The 19,771-nt window shown below is 71.7% G+C and carries 21 protein-coding genes and 3 pseudogenes; 7 read left to right on the top strand and 17 right to left on the bottom strand.

Translation table 11 applies throughout. The features are described 5' to 3' along the window. Window positions 1-28: 28 nt before the first annotated feature. From E2C04_RS07560 to E2C04_RS07540, 5 genes and pseudogenes are all read right to left on the bottom strand, one after another. Complete coding sequence (locus E2C04_RS07560) at window positions 29-1,117, bottom strand: Kelch repeat-containing protein (protein ID WP_135832149.1); 1,089 nt, start codon at window positions 1,115-1,117, stop codon at window positions 29-31. 43 nt (window positions 1,118-1,160) lie between these two features. Beyond that, a pseudogene (locus E2C04_RS07555) lies at window positions 1,161-1,462 on the bottom strand (thiamine-binding protein). Beyond that, window positions 1,459-1,974: a SigE family RNA polymerase sigma factor gene (locus E2C04_RS07550; RefSeq protein WP_135832148.1), complete on the bottom strand. Its 516-nt coding sequence runs from the start codon at window positions 1,972-1,974 to the stop codon at window positions 1,459-1,461. Before E2C04_RS07550 ends, E2C04_RS07555 begins: the two are co-directional and overlap by 4 nt. Further along, the gene (locus E2C04_RS07545) at window positions 1,961-3,352 is read right to left on the bottom strand and encodes a hypothetical protein (protein ID WP_135832147.1); all 1,392 of its coding nucleotides are present in this window, start codon (window positions 3,350-3,352) and stop codon (window positions 1,961-1,963) included. The genes E2C04_RS07550 and E2C04_RS07545 overlap by 14 nt, the downstream gene beginning before the upstream one ends. Before the next feature lie 230 nt (window positions 3,353-3,582). Further along, complete coding sequence (locus E2C04_RS07540) at window positions 3,583-6,420, bottom strand: aconitate hydratase (protein ID WP_135832146.1); 2,838 nt, start codon at window positions 6,418-6,420, stop codon at window positions 3,583-3,585. A gap of 47 nt (window positions 6,421-6,467) precedes the next feature. Between E2C04_RS07540 and E2C04_RS07535 the strand changes: the two genes are divergently transcribed. After that, the gene (locus E2C04_RS07535) at window positions 6,468-7,112 is read left to right on the top strand and encodes a muconolactone Delta-isomerase family protein (protein WP_268234031.1); all 645 of its coding nucleotides are present in this window, start codon (window positions 6,468-6,470) and stop codon (window positions 7,110-7,112) included. 68 nt (window positions 7,113-7,180) lie between these two features. On the opposite strand, the gene E2C04_RS07530 is transcribed toward E2C04_RS07535, so the two are convergent. From E2C04_RS07530 to E2C04_RS21895, 3 genes and pseudogenes are all read right to left on the bottom strand, one after another. Then, window positions 7,181-7,468, bottom strand: a complete 288-nt coding sequence (locus E2C04_RS07530; protein ID WP_135832145.1) for a DUF1330 domain-containing protein — start codon at window positions 7,466-7,468, stop codon at window positions 7,181-7,183. 2 nt (window positions 7,469-7,470) lie between these two features. Continuing rightward, entirely contained in the window at window positions 7,471-8,622 is a 1,152-nt protein-coding gene (locus E2C04_RS07525) for a class I SAM-dependent RNA methyltransferase (protein WP_135832144.1), read from the bottom strand. Continuing rightward, window positions 8,619-10,657 (bottom strand): annotated as a pseudogene (locus E2C04_RS21895) (APC family permease). Before E2C04_RS21895 ends, E2C04_RS07525 begins: the two are co-directional and overlap by 4 nt. An 85-nt stretch (window positions 10,658-10,742) precedes the next feature. Here E2C04_RS21895 and E2C04_RS07515 point away from each other — a divergent pair. Together E2C04_RS07515 and E2C04_RS07510 are read left to right on the top strand one after the other, a co-directional pair. After that, window positions 10,743-11,390, top strand: coding sequence for a potassium channel family protein (locus E2C04_RS07515; protein WP_371870086.1), 648 nt, complete (start codon window positions 10,743-10,745; stop codon window positions 11,388-11,390). Window position 11,391: 1 nt separating this feature from the next. Next, the gene (locus E2C04_RS07510) at window positions 11,392-12,063 is read left to right on the top strand and encodes a potassium channel family protein (protein ID WP_135832142.1); all 672 of its coding nucleotides are present in this window, start codon (window positions 11,392-11,394) and stop codon (window positions 12,061-12,063) included. A 39-nt stretch (window positions 12,064-12,102) separates the two neighbouring features. Here E2C04_RS07510 and E2C04_RS07505 read toward each other — a convergent pair whose 3' ends face one another. The 4 genes from E2C04_RS07505 to dut form a co-directional block, all read right to left on the bottom strand. After that, window positions 12,103-12,879 (bottom strand): DUF3159 domain-containing protein, encoded by a 777-nt coding sequence (locus E2C04_RS07505; protein ID WP_135832141.1) that lies wholly within the window; start codon window positions 12,877-12,879, stop codon window positions 12,103-12,105. Continuing rightward, window positions 12,876-13,238 carry an OB-fold nucleic acid binding domain-containing protein gene (locus E2C04_RS07500; protein ID WP_135832140.1) on the bottom strand — a complete coding sequence of 121 codons (363 nt, stop codon included), beginning with the start codon at window positions 13,236-13,238 and terminating at the stop codon, window positions 12,876-12,878. Before E2C04_RS07500 ends, E2C04_RS07505 begins: the two co-directional genes overlap by 4 nt. A 1-nt stretch (window position 13,239) precedes the next feature. Beyond that, window positions 13,240-13,755, bottom strand: a complete 516-nt coding sequence (locus E2C04_RS07495) for a DUF3710 domain-containing protein (protein ID WP_135832139.1) — start codon at window positions 13,753-13,755, stop codon at window positions 13,240-13,242. Window positions 13,756-13,890: 135 nt separating this feature from the next. After that, window positions 13,891-14,370: a dUTP diphosphatase gene (gene dut, locus E2C04_RS07490; RefSeq protein WP_135832138.1), complete on the bottom strand. Its 480-nt coding sequence runs from the start codon at window positions 14,368-14,370 to the stop codon at window positions 13,891-13,893. Window positions 14,371-14,446: 76 nt separating this feature from the next. On the opposite strand from dut, the gene E2C04_RS07485 reads away from it, so the two are divergent. Further along, complete coding sequence (locus tag E2C04_RS07485) at window positions 14,447-14,914, top strand: DUF3093 domain-containing protein (protein WP_229721506.1); 468 nt, start codon at window positions 14,447-14,449, stop codon at window positions 14,912-14,914. Between the two features lie 34 nt (window positions 14,915-14,948). Further along, window positions 14,949-15,263 (top strand): DUF4235 domain-containing protein, encoded by a 315-nt coding sequence (locus E2C04_RS07480; protein ID WP_135832137.1) that lies wholly within the window; start codon window positions 14,949-14,951, stop codon window positions 15,261-15,263. Between the two features lie 103 nt (window positions 15,264-15,366). Here E2C04_RS07480 and E2C04_RS07475 read toward each other — a convergent pair whose 3' ends face one another. The 5 genes and pseudogenes from E2C04_RS07475 to E2C04_RS21325 all read right to left on the bottom strand — a co-directional run bounded on the left by E2C04_RS07475 (window position 15,367) and on the right by E2C04_RS21325 (window position 17,725). Next, a complete protein-coding gene (locus tag E2C04_RS07475; RefSeq protein WP_135832136.1) occupies window positions 15,367-15,657 on the bottom strand; it encodes a DUF4193 domain-containing protein in 291 nt (96 codons plus the stop codon). A gap of 163 nt (window positions 15,658-15,820) precedes the next feature. Next, the gene (locus E2C04_RS20800) at window positions 15,821-16,150 is read right to left on the bottom strand and encodes an inositol monophosphatase family protein (protein ID WP_275106571.1); all 330 of its coding nucleotides are present in this window, start codon (window positions 16,148-16,150) and stop codon (window positions 15,821-15,823) included. A gap of 89 nt (window positions 16,151-16,239) precedes the next feature. Next, window positions 16,240-16,566 (bottom strand): annotated as a pseudogene (locus E2C04_RS20795) (inositol monophosphatase family protein); the annotation flags it as partial. Between the two features lie 59 nt (window positions 16,567-16,625). After that, entirely contained in the window at window positions 16,626-17,144 is a 519-nt protein-coding gene (locus E2C04_RS21330; protein ID WP_338088822.1) for a ferrochelatase, read from the bottom strand. Continuing rightward, window positions 17,141-17,725, bottom strand: coding sequence for a ferrochelatase (locus tag E2C04_RS21325; RefSeq protein WP_338088821.1), 585 nt, complete (start codon window positions 17,723-17,725; stop codon window positions 17,141-17,143). Before E2C04_RS21325 ends, E2C04_RS21330 begins: the two co-directional genes overlap by 4 nt. A gap of 91 nt (window positions 17,726-17,816) precedes the next feature. On the opposite strand from E2C04_RS21325, the gene E2C04_RS07460 reads away from it, so the two are divergent. Then, window positions 17,817-18,521 carry a hypothetical protein gene (locus E2C04_RS07460; RefSeq protein ID WP_135832135.1) on the top strand — a complete coding sequence of 235 codons (705 nt, stop codon included), beginning with the start codon at window positions 17,817-17,819 and terminating at the stop codon, window positions 18,519-18,521. Beyond that, the gene (locus E2C04_RS07455; protein ID WP_135832134.1) at window positions 18,518-19,768 is read left to right on the top strand and encodes a hypothetical protein; all 1,251 of its coding nucleotides are present in this window, start codon (window positions 18,518-18,520) and stop codon (window positions 19,766-19,768) included. The genes E2C04_RS07460 and E2C04_RS07455 overlap by 4 nt, the downstream gene beginning before the upstream one ends. Window positions 19,769-19,771 lie beyond the last annotated feature (3 nt).

The following is a 19,771-nucleotide window of genomic DNA, read 5'->3' as shown; positions in this document are numbered from 1 at the left end:
CAGACATCCGCCGGCTCCGCCCGGCCACTCACCCCACGCCAGTCCTCGCCACCCACCACGACCACCGCGTCGTCGAGCCAGGCGGCCGGGCCCGGCGCCTCCGGCGCCCCCTCCGGCGCCGGCAGCCGGGTCCACGAGCCGCGGGCGTCGTCGTACAGGTAGCCGGACGACGCGACGACAGGGCCCTCGTACGCCTCCACCTGCCACCCCCCGGAGCGCTCCCCGGGCGCGGCGGGAGTCGGGACCACCTGCCCGTCGCCGGGTCGAGGCGACCCCCGTAGGGGATCACCCGGCCGAAGCCGTTCACCTGTCCCCCGTCAGCGCCACCCAGGGTCGCGTCCACGGCCCTCTCGCCCGCCCAGGCCCACCGTCCACCCCCCAGCTGGTCGCTCCGGCCGAGCTCACGCCACCGATCCGCACGCAGAACGGCGGCCTCGACGAACGTCGCCCCCGTGCCGCGGTCCACGGCGGCGATCGACCTGCGGGTCAGGACAAGTCCGTGCGGCGTGCTGACCATGGCGCGGTCGAAGCTGGCGTCGTACGGGTCGTCGGGCAAGGGCTCCCAGGCCCCTGCCTGCGTGAGGACGTAGTCGGGGCGCTCCCCAAGCTCGTCGCTGCCCTGGACCAGGTGGAGGCGACCGTCGTGGGCCACCAGCGCCCCGTGCTGCTGGCCGCGGGGCAGGGGGATGCGACTCCAGGCGTCCTCGTCGCTGCGCCAGTGCAGGATCTCGCCCTCGGCCAGGACGAAGAGCCCGGAGGGCAGCACTGCGGAGGAGGCACGCTCGGGGATCTGCACCGGCAGGTCGGCGATCGGCTGCCAGCCTCCGTCGTGGAGGGTCACGCCGTCGCGGGCGAAGTCGTCGTCGTACACGCAGTCGGCATGGGGCGGGCACGGGAAGCCCGTGTAGCCGCCCACCACCACGACCCGGCCGCCCACGGCCGCGACGACCGGGCCCCTGCGGGGCGACAGCGGCAGGTCCGGGAGACGGCTCCACCGACCCACCGTCGCCTCGCTCGGCGGCCGTACGTCGGTCGCCGGGCCGCCGGCGGGCTCGCCGCTGCAGGCCCCACCCACGAGGAGGATCAACGCCAGCCCGACCGCGTGAAGGAGTCTCATGCCGGTGGGACGCGGCGGTCGCGGGATCCGTTCCCCGCCACCGTCAGTCGGAGAGGTGGCTCTCCAGCCGCTCGACCTTGGCAGTCATCTGTCCGGTGTCGTGACCAGCACGGACGTCGGCCTTCAGCACCAGCCCGACCCGCGGTGAGGTCTCGGCGACCTTGAAGACCGCCTGCTTCACGACCTCCATCACCTCGTCCCACTCGCCCTCGATGTTGGGAACATCGCGTTGGTCTCGTTGGGAAGACCGGAGTCACGGATCACCTGGACGGCCTCGGCGACCGAGGCGGCCACCGACCCGTCGTCGTCCTGCGCGGTCGGACTGATGCTGATGGCGACGATCATGCGGTCAGGCTAGCCGCGGCGACGGACGAGGCCTCGCCACCCTCGTCCTCCGCCAGGATGCGACGCAGCCTGGCCAGCCCGGCGTGTGCCTGCGACTTCACCGTGCCAACGCTGCACCCGAGCATCTGCGCGACCTCCCGCTCCGGACGGTCCTCGACGTGGCGCAGCACCACGACGGCTCGCTGGCGCGGCGCGAGCTGGCCGAGCGCACGCGTCAGCTCGTCCTGCACCGCCGCGTCGGCGTCGTACGTCGCCACCTCGGGCAGCGACTCCACGAAGACCTCCGCCACCCGGCGACGACGCCACCGCGAGATGTTCTGGCGCACCAGCACCGTGCGTACGTAGGGCTCGGGGTCGCCCTCGATCCGCCCCCACGCCGGAACGCAGCGGGCAAGAGCCTCCTGGACCAGGTCCTCGGCGGCGTGCGCGTCGGCGACCAGGAGGCGCGCGGTGCGCAGCAGCGCCGGATATCGGGCCGCGACGAACTCGGTGAAGGTGTCAGGGGTGGGCACGACGCCTCCAGAGAACCAGTCCGCCCAGCACGACCAGCAGCGCCGCAGCGGCACCACCCGCCACCACACGTGGGTTGGGCGGCGACGGAGGCGCCTTGCCCTCGACCACGCGGGCGGAGGTCAGCAGGTCGGGAGCCCAGACCCAGTTGGCCCACCCCTGGTCGCCGTCGACCTCCTCCGGAGCGACCAGCGTGGACAGCGTCGTCCGCTCACCGCTCTCGGGCGAGATCGTCACGAAGGTACCGACCACCCCGTCCGCGGCGATGGAGACATCGGTCGCCACGACCTCCCCCTCGCGCCACCCGTGGAGCCCAGCGAGCATCGGCGCCCGGTCCACCGGCACGTCCCGCCACCTGAACGACGGGCCCTCCGCCAGCGATCCGGTCGTGACGGCCAGCCGGGTGACCTCGTTCGACGAGGTGTCCGGGGGGTCGTCGTTGCCCAACGCTGCGACACGACCCTCCGTGGAGACGGCCATCGTCGGCAGTGAGAAGCCGATCAGTGGCGGCTCCCCCGGCAACGGGGTCGCGGCCCCCGAGGACCGGTCCACCAACGCCCAGCCCTTCTCGGCGAACGCCAGGAGGTCACCACCCTGGCTAGCCACCCGCCTGCTAAGCCCCCACTTCTCCGTCCAGGGCGCCGGAGCGGCGACCAAGGAGTCCGTGTCCAGCACCTCGCGCGCCATGCGACGCGAGGAGTACCCCTCCTCCTGGGGAGGGCCGAAGGCCCAGGTCTCGACGTAGAGGGACGTCTCGTCCAACCAGATGACGCCACGATCAGCGAGACCGTGCCTGCTCTGCATCTCCCGCACGCGTACGTCACCGGTGGTCAGGTCGAGGACCCCGATGCCACCGGCCACCTCGCCACCGACGCCGGCCGCCGACACCGCCTCCTGGGACGGCGACGCACCCTTGACCCAGTACGCCACCCGCTCCCCGTCGGGCGAGACGCTCACCTCGCTGACGCGACCAGGGGTCGGGACGAACCCGTACGCCCCCGAGTAGGCCCCCAGAGTGGCGATGCCGTTCTCCGTGCGCGTCAACGTGGTGCGGTCGAAGTCGGCGACCCCGACGGCTGGCTCAAGGGCCGCGTCGGGCAGGTGGCGCGTCAGCCTCATGTGGATGCGGTCGGGCAGCTTCGCTCCCTCACGCACCGCGCTCGGCGCAATCTCCTGGGGCTGCTGGGTCCAGGGCCCGAGAGCGGTGACCGTCGCGCCGACCAGGACGACGGCGGTCGCGCCCGCGGCGAGGTTCGCCACCCGACGGCGACGCTGCCACCGACGGCCGCGCGTCCACAGGTGCGCGGGCACGGGTGCGGTCGCGTCGACCTCGCCCTCACTCAGCCGCGCGAGCCGTTCCTCCAGGTCCGTGCCGGTCATCAGGTCCTCCTCCGTGGGCGATGCTCACACAGGAGTACGCCGCCGGGCCGGCAGAGGTTGGGCGGTGGACGAAGACAATTTTCGCCGCGCGAGTGTGCAGATGATGTCGACCCGACGGCCCCGGCCTGCATCTTCGGCACACTCGCCCACCACAGCGCGCCCGGACACGCGCAGGACCCCGCCCCACCGTGAGGTGGGACGGGGTCCTGTCAGACGCTGCTGGAGCAGGATCAGCCCTTCAGCAGGTTGCGGAGCACGTACTGCATGATGCCGCCGTTGCGGTAGTAGTTCGCCTCACCGGGGGTGTCGATGCGGACCACACCGTCGAACTCGACGGTGGAGCCGTCGGCCTTGGTGGCGGTGACCTTGACGGTCTTGGGGGTGCGGCCCTCGTTGAGCTCGGTGATGCCGGTGAAGGAGAAGGTCTCCTCGCCGGTCAGGCCGAGGCTGTCGGCGCTCTCGCCGGCCGGGAACTGCAGCGGGATGACGCCCATGCCGATGAGGTTCGAGCGGTGGATGCGCTCGTACGACTCGGCGATGACGGCCTTGACGCCCAGCAGCGAGGTGCCCTTGGCAGCCCAGTCACGCGACGAGCCCGAGCCGTACTCCTTGCCGGCCAGGACGACCAGCGGGGTGCCGGCAGCCTGGTAGTTGACCGACGCGTCGTAGACGAAGGTCACGGGAGCGTCGGCCGCGTTGTCGGCCTGAGTGAAGTCGCGGGTGAAGCCACCTTCGGTGCCCGGGGCGATCTGGTTGCGCAGGCGGATGTTCGCGAACGTGCCGCGGATCATGACCTCGTGGTTTCCACGGCGCGAGCCGTAGGAGTTGAAGTCACGCTGCTCGACGCCGTTCTCGGCCAGGTACTTGCCCGCGGGCGAGTCCTTCTTGATGGCGCCGGCCGGGGAGATGTGGTCGGTGGTGACCGAGTCGCCCAGCTTGAGCAGGACGCGAGCGCCCTCGATGTCGGTGACGGGGGTCGGCTCGGCCGGCATGCCGTCGAAGTACGGAGGCTTCCGGACGTAGGTCGACTCGCTGTCCCACTCGAAGGTGTTGCCCTCGGGGGTGGGCAGCGAGCGCCAGCGCTCATCACCGGCGAAGACGTCGGCGTACGACTCGGTGAACATGTCCGAGGTGATCGCCTGGGCGATGGTCTCCTCGATCTCGGCCGGGGTCGGCCAGATGTCCTTGAGGAAGACGTCGTTGCCCTCGGAGTCCTGACCCAGCGCGTCGTTGAACAGGTCGAGGTCCATCGAGCCGGCCAGGGCGTAGGCCACGACCAGCGGCGGGGACGCCAGGTAGTTCATCTTCACGTCGGGGTTGATGCGACCCTCGAAGTTGCGGTTGCCCGAGAGCACGGAGACGACGGCGAGGTCGTTCTCCTGGACCGCGGCGGAGACCTCGGGGATGAGCGGGCCCGAGTTGCCGATGCAGGTGACGCAGCCGTAGCCGACCAGGTTGAAGCCGAGCTTGTCGAGGTACGGCGTGAGGCCGGCCTTCTCGTAGTAGTCCGAGACGACCTTCGAGCCGGGAGCCAGGGTCGACTTGACCCACGGCTTGCGCTGGAGGCCCTTCTCGACGGCCTTCTTGGCGAGCAGGGCCGCGCCGATCATGACCGACGGGTTGGACGTGTTGGTGCAGGAGGTGATCGAGGCGATCGTCACGGCACCGTGGTCGAGGGTGAACTTCGCACCGTCGGCGAGGGTGACCTCGACCGGGTCGCTGCGGCGTCCGCCGTCCTTCGGCGCAGCCGAGAGGTGGTCGGTCGGGGCCTCGGAGCCGTTGCCGTTGTGGCTGGGCGGGTCGGAGGCGGGGAACGACTCCTCGAGCTCCTCGTCGTAGCCGGTGGTCTCCTGCTCACCCTCGGCGACGTAGTCGGTGAGGGCGCCACGGAACGACTGCTTGGCCTCGGCCAGCAGGACGCGGTCCTGGGGACGCTTCGGGCCGGCGATCGAGGGGACGACGGTGGAGAGGTCCAGCTCGAGCTTCTCGGAGTAGCGCGGCTCGGCGGAGGGGTCGAGCCAGAGGCCCTGCTCCTTCGCGTACGTCTCGACGAGCGCGATCTGCTCCTCGGAGCGGCCGGTGAGGCGCAGGTAGTTGACGGTCTCGTCGTCGATCGGGAAGACGGCGATGGTCGAGCCGAACTCGGGGCTCATGTTGCCGATCGTGGCGCGGTTGGCCAGCGGCAGCGCCGCGACACCCTCGCCGTAGAACTCGACGAACTTGCCGACGACGCCGTGCTTGCGCAGCATCTCGGTGATCGTGAGCACGAGGTCGGTGGCGGTCGAGCCCTCGGGGAGCGAGCCGGTCAGCTTGAAGCCGACCACGCGCGGGATGAGCATGGAGACCGGCTGGCCGAGCATCGCGGCCTCGGCCTCGATGCCGCCCACGCCCCAGCCGACGACGCCGATGCCGTTGACCATGGTGGTGTGGGAGTCGGTGCCGACGCAGGTGTCGGGGTAGGCCAGCAGCTCGCCGTCGACCTCACGGGTGAAGACGGTGCGGGCGAGGTGCTCGATGTTGACCTGGTGCACGATGCCGGTGCCCGGGGGGACGACCTTGAAGTCGTCGAAGGCGCCCTGGCCCCAGCGCAGGAACTGGTAGCGCTCGCGGTTGCGCTCGTACTCGATCTCGACGTTCTTCTCGAAGGCCTCGGGGGTGCCGAAGACGTCGGCGATGACGGAGTGGTCGATGACCATCTCGGCCGGCGCCAGCGGGTTGATCTTGGTGGCGTCGCCACCGAGGTCAGCCATCGCCTCACGCATGGTGGCGAGGTCGACGACGCAGGGCACACCGGTGAAGTCCTGCATGATCACGCGGGCCGGCGTGAACTGGATCTCCTTGTCGGGCTCGGCGTCGGCGTCCCAGCCGGCGAGCGCGCGGATGTCGTCCGCAGTGATGTTGGCACCGTCTTCGGTGCGGAGCAGGTTCTCGAGGAGGACCTTGAGGGAGAACGGGAGGGTCTCGACGTCGACGCCGTCACCCGTCACCGAGTCCAGACGGAAGATCTCGTAGGACTTCCCGTCCACGTCCAGGGTGCTCTTGGCACCGAAGCTGTCCTGACTGGCCATCAGTCGCATCTCCTACCGGGGATTGTGGTTGTCACGCTCGGACCATCTTGCCGCTGCCGAGGGGCGCGGAAAAAGGAAGGCTTGCCTTACTTCGCAGGTCATGCCCGAGTCAGATATCTCTCGACGTCAAGATACACGACATCCACCTACTCCCCAACGACGACCTCCCCCGGCGGGCCTACGGCATCACGACCTTGAAGGTGAAGGTCGGGCGACGACCCGCACGGCTCGACACCGACGTCGTACGCGCTTTGCGCGTCGGCCTGGGCGACGACGTCGAGCTGTACGTCGACGCGAACCGCGGCTGGTCGGCCTCCGAGTCCGCCCGCGCGATGCAGGAGATGTCCGACCTGGGCCTCACCTTCGCCGAGGAGCTCTGCCCGGCCGACGACGTCCTCGGCCGGCGCTGGCTGGTCCAGCAGCTCGACGTGCCGTTCATCGCCGACGAGTCGGTGGCGACGCCCGCCGACGTGACCCGCGAGGTCCTGGCCGGCTCGGCCAACGCCATCAGCCTGCAGCGCTCAGGCCGTTGGGCGCACCTCTGGCGGATCGTCGGCGAGTACGCCAACGTCTCGATCTTCGACGTCGACTCCAACGAGACCCTGCACGAGCTGCTCTCGGGACTGCCGCTCTTCCCCTACATGGACATCTACGTCACGCCACTGGCGCCGCATCCCTCGGCGATCAGTTGAGGCTCTCCCTCACCGACGCTCACCCGTTCTTCGCTCCGCGGAGGGCGGGTGGCGTCATGTGCGGGCAGCTAGACCGCCGGGACGATCCGGATCTCGCGCGTGGCGCCGTCCCCGAGCACCGCGAGCGCCTCCTGGTAGGCGGCCGACTCGTAGGCCGTTCGCGCGGCCTCCACGCTGGGGAACTCGATCAGCGTGGTGCGCAGGAGGCTGGCCTCCTCGAAGGCGTACGTCGGGTTGCCCCGCGCCAGGAAGCGTCCGCCGGCGGCGACCATCGCCGGCCCGGCCAGCGCCGCGTAGCGCTCCAGGCGCCTGGGGTCGCGGATCTCGGTGAAGGTGTTGATCCAGTAGGCAGTCATCGTCAGGCTCCGACCTTCTCCAGCAGCGCGACGCACTCCACGTGGTGCGTCATCGGGAAGAGGTCGAAGGCCCGCAGCGCGGTGAGCGCGTAGCCGCGCTCGGCGAAGAGGGCGACGTCGCGGGCCAGCGCGGCGGGGTCGCAGGCGACGTACGCGACCGCTCGCGGCGCCCGGTCGACGACCTGCTCCACGACGGCGCGGCGCGCCCCCTCGCGCGGCGGGTCGAGGACGACCAGGTCGAACGGCTCGTCGTACTCGCGTGACAGGACGGTGCCGACGTCGCCCGCGCTCACCCGGACCTTCGCGGCACCGGCGAGGTTGCGCTTGGCCAGCCCGGCCGCGGTCCGGTCACCCTCGACGGCGACCAGACGGGCCCCGGTCCCGACCTCCTGGGCCAAGAAACGGCCGAAGAGCCCGACCCCGGCGTACAGGTCGAGCACCGACTCGCCGGCCTGCGGCGCGAGCATCTCCAGGACGCTGTCGACGAGCACCTCCGGAGCACCCGGGTGCACCTGCCAGAAACCGCCGGGCGCCACCTCGAAGGCGAGCCCACGGACGGTGTGGGAGACCGGCTCCACCGACTCGATCAGGCAGTCGTCGACCTCGACGACCTCGGTCGAGCGGAACTTCCGCATCCCCCGGCGGCCGTCGCCCAGGTCGACGAAGCGGCCACGGGTGCGCCAGCGCAGCCCCTGCTCGTCACCGGGCACCGCCTCGACGCGCAAACCGGCCAGCAGCGGGTCCTCGGGCGACATCCTCGCCAGCCGCACCAGCTGCTCGCGCACGACGTCGAGTTTGAGCCCGCGCTGACGCGGCAACGACACGTGCTGGAAGTCGCAGCCGCCGCAGCGGTCCGGGCCCGAGAACGGGCAGGGCGGGGTCACCCGGTCCTTCGACGGCTCCAGGACCTCGACCGCGTCACCGCGCCAGAACCGGTCTCCCTCGGTGCCCTCGGTGATCTCAACGACCACCCGCTCCCCCGGCAGCGTGTGCCGGGTGAAGACCACCCGGGTCGCCGTCGGGTCGTCGGGGTCGCCCGCGGGCACCCGGACCACACAGTGACCGCCGTGCGCCACCGGGCCGACCTCGACCTCGAAGCGCTCACCCACCCGCGAGCGCCCTCGTGCCTTGCGCTGGCGGGGGTTCCTGCTCATCGACGTACCTGCCTGTTTCCTTCGTCGTCACTCACCCGGCCGCGACGGAGGTCACCGGCCTTGACCCGGCTCTGCTCCCTGGCCACGCGTTCGCGCGCCAGCTGGGAGGACTCGAGCTGGTAGGGCACCGATGTCACCATGACGCCCGGCGCGAAGAGCAGGCGCCCCTTGAGTCGCAGCGCGCTCTGGTTGTGCAGCAGCTGCTCCCACCAGCGACCGACGACGTACTCGGGGATGTAGACGGCGACCACGCCGCGCGGGCTGGCCCGACGGATCGCCTGGGCGTACTCGACAATCGGCCGGGTCACCTCGCGGTAGGGCGAGTGCAGGACCTTCAGCGGGACGTCGAAGTCGCGCTCGTCCCACGCCTTGACCAGGGCCTTGGTGGTCGCCCGGTCGGTGTCGACGTAGATCGCCTCCAGGACGTTGGGGCGGGTGGCCTTGGCGAAGGCGAGCGCCCAGCGTCGGCTTGTGCAGCTTGGAGACCAGGACGATCGCATGCACCCGGGTCGGGAGGGCCTTGTCCTCCTCGTCCATCGCCAGCTCGTGGGCCACCTCCTCGTAGTGGCGGCGCACCGCCCGCATCAGGACGAAGAAGGCCCCCATGACCAGCACCGTGATCCAGGCGCCGTGGGTGAACTTGGTGATCAGCACGACGACGAGCACGGCACCGGTGAAGACCATGCCGACCGCGTTGATCACGCGGGCGCGCTGCATGCGACCACGCTCCGCCGAGTCCGTCTCCTTGGTCAGCGCCCGGGTCCAGTGCCGGACCATGCCGAGCTGGCTGAGCGTGAAGGAGACGAAGACGCCGACGATGTAGAGCTGGATGAGCCGGGTGACCTCGGCGTCGAAGGCGACGACCAGGACGATCGACATGGCTCCCAGGAAGACGATGCCGTTGCTGTACGCCAGCCGGTCACCGCGCGAGCCCAGCGCCTTCGGCAGGTAGCCGTCCTCGGCCAGGATCGAGCCCAGCACGGGGAAGCCGTTGAAGGCCGTGTTGGCCGCCAGCACGAGGATGACGCCGGTGATGACGACGACCAGGTAGAAGCCCGGAGGGAACTCGTCGAAGATGCCGCGGGCGATCTGGGCGATCACCGCGTGCTGGTCGTAGTCGATCGGCGTCCCGTCGGCGTCCACCAGGCGGTCGATGTCGTTGGGGTCGACGTAGCGCAGCCCCATCTGCTTGGCCAGGACGATGACGCTCATCATCATCGAGATGGCGATGAGGCCCAGCAGGAAGAGGGTGGTGGCCGCGTTCTTGCTCTTCGGCTTGCGGAAGGCCGGCACGCCGTTGGAGATGGCCTCGACACCCGTCAGCGCCGCGCAGCCCGACGAGAAGGCGCGGCGAGCAGCAGCAGGAGGGCCACCATCGTCAGCTCGCCCTCGTAGCCGGGCGCCTCCAGGATGCGCAGGTCGGCGCTCTCCACCTCGGGCAGCGTGCCCTGGGCCAGGCGTACGAGGCCGTAGGCGCACATGCCGAGGATCGCCACCATGAAGAGGTACGACGGCACCGCGAAGTACATCCCGACTCACGGACGCCGCGCAGGTTGAGCGCGGCCAGCACCATGATCATCAGGACCGCGAACGTCGTCTCGTGCCCGTCCAGGAAGCCCATCGCCGACGAGGCGTAGTGCGCCCCTGCGCTGATCGAGACGGCGACGGTGAGCACGTAGTCGACGAGCAGCGCGCTGGCGACGGTGCCCCCCGCCGTACGCCCGAGGTTGACCTTGGCGACCTCGTAGTCCCCGCCCCCGCTCGGGTAGGCGTGCACGGTCTGGCGGTACGACGCGATCACCGCGGTCATCACGACCGCGACGGCGACCCCGACCTGCCACGACATCGAGTACGCCGACGCGCCCGCCAGCGACAGCATGATGAAGATCTCGTCCGGCGCGTACGCCACCGAGCTCAGCGCGTCGCTGGCGAAGACGGGGAGCGCAATGCGCTTGGACAGCAGCGTCTCCCCGAGTTGGGAACTACGCAGCTTGCGGCCCAGGAGGATCCGCTTCGAGACATCACCGACACCCACGGGAATGAAGGCTAGACCCATCGGTCGGCATCGGGGACTCGGCGGACCAATCTGGGTATAGCGTGTGGCCGTGCACGTCGTGATCATGGGCTGCGGACGCGTGGGATCCACGCTGGCCCGCAGCCTCGAGGACCGTAACCACACCGTCTCGGTGATCGACACCGACCCCGACGCCTTCCGGCGCCTCGGCGCCGACTTCAACGGCGACAAGGTCACCGGGGTCGGCTTCGACCAGGGCGTCCTGGAGAAGGCCGGGATCCGCCGTGCGGACGCCTTCGCCGCGGTCTCCAGCGGCGACAACTCCAACATCATCGCGGCGCGCGTGGCGCGCGAGACCTTTGGCATCGCCCAGGTCGTCGCCCGCATCTACGACCCGGGCCGGGCCGAGGTCTACCAGCGGCTCGGCATCACCACGGTCGCCACGGTCCGCTGGACCGCCGACCAGGTGCTGCGACGCATCCTGCCGGCCGGCGCCGAGCCCGACTTCCGCGACCCCGCCGGGACGATCCGCCTCGACCAGGTGCCGATGACGGAGAAGTGGATCGGGCAGCGCACCGTGGTCTTCCAGATGGAGACCCGCAGCCGCATCGCCTGGATCGACCGCCTCGGCGAGGGCATGCTGCCCAACCGCGAGTCGGTGATCCAGGAGGGCGACGTCCTGCACCTCGTCATGCGCGAGGAGACTGCCGCCGAGACCTACAGGACCATCGAGCAGGGTCCGGAGGAGCACTGAGATGCGAGTCGCCATCGCCGGAGCCGGCGCCGTCGGGCGCGCCATCGCCCGTGAGCTGATCGAGAACGGCCACGACGTCCTGCTCATCGACCGCAGCGTCACCGCGGTCAAGCCCGAGCGGGTGCCCGAGGCCAGCTGGCTGCTGGCCGACTCGTGCGAGCTCTCGTCGCTGGAGGAGGCCGGGCTCGACTCCTGCGACGTGGTCATCGCGGCGACGGGTGACGACAAGGCCAACCTGGTCACCTCGCTGCTGGCGAAGACCGAGTTCGGGGTGCCGCGCACCGTCGGCCGGGTCAACCACCCCGACAACGAGTGGCTCTTCACCGAGGCCTGGGGCGTCGACGTCAACGTCTCCACCCCGCGGATCATGTCGGCGCTGGTCGAGGAGGCCGTCACGGTCGGCGACCTCGTCCGCCTCTTCACCTTCCGCAAGGGCAACGCCAACCTGGTCGAGATGACGCTGCCCGACGACTCCCCCTACGTCGGCAAGGCCGCCGGCCTGGTGCCCCTGCCGGAGAACTGCCAGCTCGTGACGATCCTGCGCGACGGGCAGGTCTACCCGCCCAACGAGGAGCAGCCGCTGGAGTCGGGCGACGAGCTGCTCTTCGTGGTCGCGGAGGACTCCGAGGACGAGCTGCAGAACCTGCTCGCGCCGCGGGCCGTGGGTCGCTGACCACCGCCCGCAACGCCCGCACCGCCCGGGGCGGGCGACTCAGGCCCGCGCCTCGGGGGCCCGGTCGACCGCCGGCTCCAGCGGGGTGTGGTTGCGTCCGAGCAGCCACACCATCCAGGCCAGGGCGCCGAGCTGGAGCGGCCAGCCGAGACCGATCTTCAGCAGGCCCAGGGTCGCCACGGCCGCGTCGGCGTCCATCGCGCCCGAGGTCCCGGCCAGGTAGATCGGTGCTTGCACGACGACGCGCAGGACGCACGGCGCGGCCAGCACCCAGGTCAGCACGCTGGTGAGCCGGACGACCTGCGGGTCGCTGCGCCAGGCGGTGGGGTCACCGGTGACGCTGCCGACCATGAAGCCGACCAGCGGCCAGCGGGTGACGCACGACAGGCCGAGCACGACGGCGTACACGGCGTTGTAGAGGATGCCCGGCAGGAAGTACGCCAGTGCCTGCTCCTCGACGGTGCCGCCGGCGGCCGCTGCCCGGTTGACGAAGAACCAGCCGATCGCGATGCCGACCAGGGCGTTGACACAGAACTGCACGGTGGAACGCTGGACCAGCCGCACCACGAGCAGCAGCACGGCGGCGCTGATCGAGACGACCAGCGCGGTCTGCAGCTCCTTGGTCGCCAGCCACGTGCCGGTGAAGAGGATGGTGGGGGCCGCCGCCTCGAGCATCCCGCGGCGGCCGCCGAGGGCCTCCGAGAGCTGCTTGCGGACGAGGGCCTCGACCGTGGTCACGTCGGCGCGCGCAGCCGGCGCGGATGCGTCCTGGGTCGCGTCCCGGGCTGCGTTCTGGTCAGGGTCGTCCTGGCTCATGGCATCAATTCGTAGCGAGGGTTGTAGAGGACACGACGGCCGTCGTGGATCCCGATGCGTCCGGTGGCGCTGAGCGCCCGGCCCGGTTCGATGCCGGCGATCCGGCGACGGCCCAGCCACACCAGCGTGACCGTCCCGGTCCCGTCGTCGAGGTCGGCCTCGAGGGTGGGCACGCCGCCGCGCGGCATCAGGGTGACCGCCCGGAGGCTGCCACGCAGCGTCACCGGCACCCGGTCCGGAGCCTCGGCGATGCTCAACGCCCCCTCGACGCCGTGCTCCTTGCGCAGGTCCCGCTGCTCCTGGTCGGCCGAGTCGGCCCACCGGGAGAGGGCGCTGCGCAGCTTGCCGCGAACCTCCACGTCAGCTGCTCCGGCGGGCTTCGGGCGGCATCACGAACGGCAGCGGCTTGCCCAGCGGCATCGCCTGGTCGCCACGGTGCACGGCGATCATGGCGAGTCCGTCCTCCCACTCGCCGGCGGTCTCCGGCTCCACGGCCGGGCGGCCGAGCAGGGTCGCGCGCAGCAACCAGCGGGGACCGTCGACACCGATGATCCGGGAGGCCTGGACGCCCTGGCTGCCGTCGGGCAGTGCGGCGGGCACCTGGCAGAGCAGCTCGGTGCCGAAGCGCCCCTCGCGCTCGACGCTGTGGCCGCCGCGACGGGTCACGTCCGCGACGATCTGGGGACGGACCTCCTCCCACAGCCCACCGGTGCGCGGAGCGGCGAACGCCTGGATCTCCATGGCGCCGTCCTCGGCGACCAGGAGCACCGCGGCCACCTCGCCGCTCTCCTCGTTGACCTGCAGGCGCAGCTCGCGGCCGGGCACGGGCGCCACCCGCAGCGAGCCGAGGTCGACCCGCTCGACGTCGTCCGGCACGGCCGCCGAGTCGTAGGGTCCGGGCCGGCCGGCGCCTCGGGCGCAGACGGCGCGGCGGACTCGACGGACTCCGGGGCCTGAGCCTCGGCGGACTTGCGGCGGAACTTCACGGGTGCTGCCTCCTCAGGCTGCTCGTCAGGCCCGGTCGGCCCGGTCGGGAGAGCTGGAGAACCCTCCGGTGGAACCGTAACCCCCCGCGCCACGCACCGACTCCGGAAGCGCGTCGACCTCCACGTAGCGCACCCGCTCGTAGCGCTGCACGACGAGCTGCGCGACCCGGTCTCCGCGCGAGAGGCGCAGGCTCTCGCGGGGGTCGTGGTTGATGAGCATCACCTTGACCTCGCCCCGGTAGCCCGAGTCGACGGTGCCCGGCGTGTTGACGATCGAGAGGCCGTGGCGGGCGGCCAGGCCGGAGCGCGGGTGGACCAGCGCGACGTAGCCGGGCGGGAGGGCCAGCGCGATGCCGGTGGGCACCAGCGCACGCTCCCCCGGCCCCAGCTCGACGTCGACGGTCGTACGCAGGTCCGCGCCGGCGTCGCCGGGGTGCGCGTAGCCCGGCAGCGGCAGTCCCTGGTCGAGGCGGACGATCTGCACGTCGAGGTCGTGGTCACTCACGCGGCGAGACCCTACCGCCGTGGGCGCCCCGCACCTACCTCCGTCCCGTCTGCGGTCGCCGCATAGGCTGGGCGCCGTGGACTACTCCGAGCGACTGCACGTGCCACTGCGCTGGTGGGTCCAGGGGACCATGCTCGTGGCCTCCTTCTGGCTGGCCCTCGTGGTGTCGATCCCCGAGACCGCCGCGTGGTCGATCACCGCGGTCACGCTGGTCGTCATGGCCGCCCTCTTCCTGGCGTACGGCGCACGCGTGCGCGTCTCCGACGGCACCCTGCACGCCGGCAAGGCGCACATCGCGCTGTCGTACGTCGGTGACGTCGAGCCGCTGGGCACCGACGCGACCAAGCTGACCGCCGGCCGGGACGCCGACGCCCGCGCCTTCCTGCTGCTGCGGCCCTACCTCAAGCGGTCGGTCAAGGTGCACCTCACCGATCCGGCCGACCCCACGCCCTACTGGCTGATCCACACGCGCCACCCGCGCGAGCTGGCCGCCGCGATCACCGGGGCGGCGGCGTCCGCCCAGCGCGGCACCCCTGCTCGCTAGGGTTGGGTCGACCGACCTACCAGGAGGAACTCGCATGGCATCCGGCTCCAAGCTCTGGACCGTCTTCTCCCTCGGCGCCGCGGTGGGCGCCGCCGCGATCGCCAAGAAGGGCCTCGACCAGACGTGGCGGGCCGCCACGGGCAAGAACCCGCCCGTCAACCCGGCCGACCCCGACGTCGACCTGTGGGAGGCCGTGGCCTGGGCCGCCGTCAGCGGCACCGCCATCGCGCTGGCCCGGATGCTCGCGACCCGCAAGGCAGCGACGTACTACGCCAGGTCGACCGGCCACCTGCCCCCGGGCCTGGAGAAGGACGGGCAGGACGCAGCCCGGGCCAAGCCCCAGGCCTGACCCGGCGGCCGCAGGCCGGCCCCGAGCACGACGAAGGCCGTGTTCCCTTCCGGGGACACGGCCTCTGTCATCGTCGCCCACGCGGTCGCCCGCGGGGCTCAGCTCACACGCAGTCGCGGCAGATGAGCTTCTCGGCGTCCGCCAACTGCGAGCGGTGGTGCACCAGGAAGCAGCTCATGCAGGTGAACTCGTCCTCCTGCTTGGGCTTCACCTCGACGGCGAGCTCCTCGTGCGACAGGTCGGCGCCGGGCAGCTCGAACGACTCCGCTGCCTCGGTCTCGTCCTCGTCGACCTTGCCGGAGTTCTTGTCGTGCCGTCGCGCCTTGAGCTCTTCGATGCTCTCTTCGCTCTGGTCTTCCTCGGTCTTGCGGGGTGCGTCGTAGTCGGTCGCCATCTCTTCTTCCAGTTCCCGAAATTGTGCCGTAGGTCGGCTCGCTCCGTAGTCGGCGCGAGGATTGTGCCCCATCAGGCCGCCAACAACACCACCGGCGGCTCGTGTCGAGACCAACAGGCCTCTCGACGGCGGTATTCCGGCCCATGGATGTGATGCGCGACGCTCACACCAGGAACCCGGTCTCCCGCAGATCAGCGACGAAACCGTCCCACTCGGAAGGCGTGCTGGCAACCACCACCGACTCCTTCGACCACCCTGCGAGACGGCGGCCCAGGTGGCCCTCGAGAAGGGCGAACGAGCCACCCGCCTCGGTCAGCACGAGGGCACCGGCTGCCCAGTCCCAGATCCGCGGCCCCTCCTCGACGTAGGCGTCGGCCAGGCCCTCGGCGAGGTGGCACAGGTCGAGGGCGCAGGAGCCCGCGCGCCGGATGTCCCGGACCCGCGGCAGCAGCCGTGCCACGCAGGCTCCCTGGTGCTCCCGCACCTCGGCCATGTAGCCGAACCCGGTCTGCACGAGTCGTGCGCCGTCGGGGCGGCACCGCGTACGCGGATCGGCGCACCGTCCTTCGTCGCGCCGTGGCCGCGGGCCGCCGCGTAGACGTGCCCCTGCGCCACCGCGACGACGGCGCCGGCCACCACCTCGCCGTCGACCTCGGCGGCCACCGAGACCGCGTACTCCGGGATGCCGTAGAGCAGGTTGACCGTGCCGTCGACGGGGTCGACGATCCAACGGACGCCGCTGGTGCCGACGGCCTCCCCCTCCTCCTCCCCCAGGACGGTGTCGTGGGGTCGGGCAGCCAGGATCAGCTCACGCAGCAGCGCCTCGCTGCGCCGGTCGACCTCGGTGACGACGTCGACGGCGCTCGACTTCGTGTCGGCCACCACGACGCCTCCCGCCTCCCGGCGCACCAGGGCCGCGGCGGCCGTGGCCACCTCGACGGCCAGGTCGCGCAGCTGCGCCGGGTCGGTCACGAGTCGACCCCGCAGGCGGCGGGGCGCGGGGCACGCGGGTTGGGGCAGCAGCCCACGGCGCACAGGTCCGGGCCGGGGCCCAGGCTGCCCACGGTCGTACGCACCGGCACCTCGCCCCGCTCCGCCGCGGCCCGCTCGAGCAGCAGGTCGCGGACCAGCGCGACGAAGCGCGGGTCGGTGCCGGGGGTGCCGGCGCGGGCCGCCGCCATCCCGAGCCCCTCGGCCGTGGCCATCGCCTCGGTGTCGAGGTCGTAGACGACCTCCATGTGGTCGGAGACGAAGCCGATCGGCACCATCACCACCGAGGTGACGCCCTCGGCCGCCATCTCCTCGAGGCGGTCGTTGACGTCGGGCTCCAGCCACGGGATGTGCGGGGCGCCCGAGCGGGAGCAGTAGACGAGCTCGTGCTGCGGCGTACGACCGATACGCGCGGCGACCTGCTCGACGACCTCGGCCATCACGTCGAGGTGCTGGGCGACGTAGGCACCACCACGCGCCCCGCTGCCGTCGTTCATCGCGAGCGGGATCGAGTGGGTGACGAAGAGGAGTGGGCGTCGTCGCGGGCGGTCTCGGGCAGCGACCCCAGGGCCCGGACCGTCTCGTCCACGAACGGCTCCACGAAGCCGGGGTGGTTGTAGTACTGGCGCAGGCGCTCGAGCCGCGGGGCACCATCGACCTCGGCGCCGACGTCGGCGAGGTTCTCGCGGTACTGGCGGCACGACGAGTACGACGAGTAGGCCGAGGTCGTGAAGACGGCAGCCCGCTCGATGCCGTCGGCCCGCATCTCGCTCACCGCGTCGGCCAGGTAGGGATCCCAGTTGCGGTTGCCCCAGTAGACAGGCAAGTCGATGCCGGCAGCTGCGAGGTCCTCGCGGATCGCGGCGAGCAGGGCCCGGTTCTGGTCGTTGATCGGCGACCGGCCGCCGAAGCCGAAGTAGTGCTGGCCGACCTCCTCGAGGCGCTCGCGCGGGATGCCGCGTCCGCGGGTCACGTTCTCGAGGAACGGCACCACGTCCTCGGGCTTCTCGGGCCCGCCGAAGGAGAGCAGGAGGAGCGCGTCGTAGGGGGCGACCTGGGGCTGGTCCGCTGCAGTCATGCAGCCATCGTAGGGAGGCGGCCCCACCCGGGGTGACCGCCTCGCGTCCAGCGCCCCGGAGCCCGGCTCGGGGTGCCCTACGATCTCCCCCATGACGGGGGACGAGCGCGAGGGCGCGCCGGGGGCTGAGGCAGGGCCGGCGGACGAGGAGGCCGCGCCCGCCCCGCGCGGTCGACGCTTCGCGACGCTGGCCCGCACGGTCAGCCTGCGCCAGGCCGCCATCGGCGTCGCGACCGTGGTCGTGCTCGCCTCCGGGGCCTTCGGTGGGCTGGCCACGGCACAGAAGCCTCCGGCCCACGACGACCTCTCCCCCGGTGAGCAGGTCTCGGTGGGCCCCTTCGACCTCACCGTCCACCGCGCCCGCTGGGTCAGCGACCTGGGACCGGGGTTCGACGCCCCCGAGGGTCGTTACGTGGCGCTGGTGGTCACCCTCGAGAACACCTCCGACCACCCGGTGGCGATGGACGACGTCGAGCGCGTCATCACCGCCACCGACCTGCCCGGGACCTACGACGAGTTCGGCCGCCCGGCCGACGACGGCGAGGTCGCCCCGCCGCAGGTCGTGGTGCTCGCCGACGCCACGCGGTTGAGCCAGGCCCAGCCGGGGCTCGCGTACGAGGCTGCCTTCCTGTGGGACCAGTCGGGCGACGTGGAGGCACCCACCGAGCTGTCGTTCTCGCTGGTGGCCCTGGAGCGACGTGGCAGCACCCTCGACGACACCATGGTCTGGGCCGACCCCACGGTGACCCACACCGCGACCTTCGACGTCGAGGCCGACCCGAAGGCGGGATCGTGACGACCTCTCGGCGCGCCGCACTCCGGCGCCCCACCGCCCGTCAGGCGGGCGCCGGCACGCTCGTGGTCCTCGCCCTGGCGCTGGGGCAGTGGATCGACGCCCGTCTGCCCGAGACGGCCTCCGCCTCACGGCCGTACGAGGTCCCTGTCGCCGTCGGCGGGACCGCCGAGCTGCGTACCGGCGACCTGGAGGTCCTCGGGGTGGCCGGCGCGCCGTCGGTCGTCGTCGACGGGACGACCCGGGTGAGCCCCGGCCTCTTCACGTTCGTGGAGCTCGCCTGGACGCCGCGTGGTCGCTCCTCGAGCCTGACCTACGCCGAGCTGCGCGACGGGGAGGGGCGGGTGCTCCCGATCGCCGGTGGGCGCAACGTGCTCAGCTGCCCCGGCGGAGTCACCGGCCTGCCGGGGCGCTGCACGGTCGTCGTCGAGGCCGCCCCCGACACGCTGGGGCGCGTCGATCGCCGTCGGACCGGACCTGCGCGACAGCAGCTGGGACTCCCTGGCCGTCATCGACCTCGGCATCGACACCTCGACGACCGACGAGTGGGCCGGGCACACCGAGCCGGTGCACCTCCCCTCCGCCGGACCGTTCGAGGTCGCGGAAGGAGTCCGGGGATGAGCCGCCGCCGTGAGGGACAGCCGTCGTGGTGGGTGCGCAACCGGACGGCCCTGCTGGTGCTGCCGGTCGCGGTCGTGCTCGCCCTGGCCGCCTCGAGCTCCCGGCTGCACGACTACTGGTGGCGCCTCGACTTCCGGGACGCCGCGGTCGCCGCCGACGGCACGGCCCGCCTGGTCGACCGCCTCGACGACGGCTTCGTCGACATCCCCATCGAGGCCTCTTACCGGCTCGTGGGCGTGACCCGGGCCTCCGCCGAGGACCTCGGCGGCGACGTCCTTCCCAGTCGCCTGACGGCGTGGCGGGTGACGCTGGAGGTCGAGGCCGACCCCGACGTGCCGCTCAAGGGCTGCCACGTCGCCCTGGTCGACGTCGACGGCAGCGTCTACAGCGCCGAGGACGCCCAGGGAGTGGGCCGGGACAACTGGCACTTCCCCGTCTGTGTCCCCGCCGACGCCCCCGGCCCGGAGGTGGTGCCCTTCAGCACCGAGGCGCCGCAGCGCCCGGCCGGCACGCCGCCGCGCCCGCGGACGTACGAGGTGACGACGCTGGTCGTCACGCCGGCCGACGCCACCCCGGCGACCGTGCGGGTCTGGTACTTCCTGCCGAAGTACGCCGAGCTCGAGGTTTGACGC

This window comes from Nocardioides daphniae, assembly GCF_004777465.1.
Classification (GTDB): domain Bacteria; phylum Actinomycetota; class Actinomycetes; order Propionibacteriales; family Nocardioidaceae; genus Nocardioides; species Nocardioides daphniae.
Note: the sequence above shows the minus strand (reverse complement) of the source record. Positions and strands in the feature narration are given on the sequence as shown.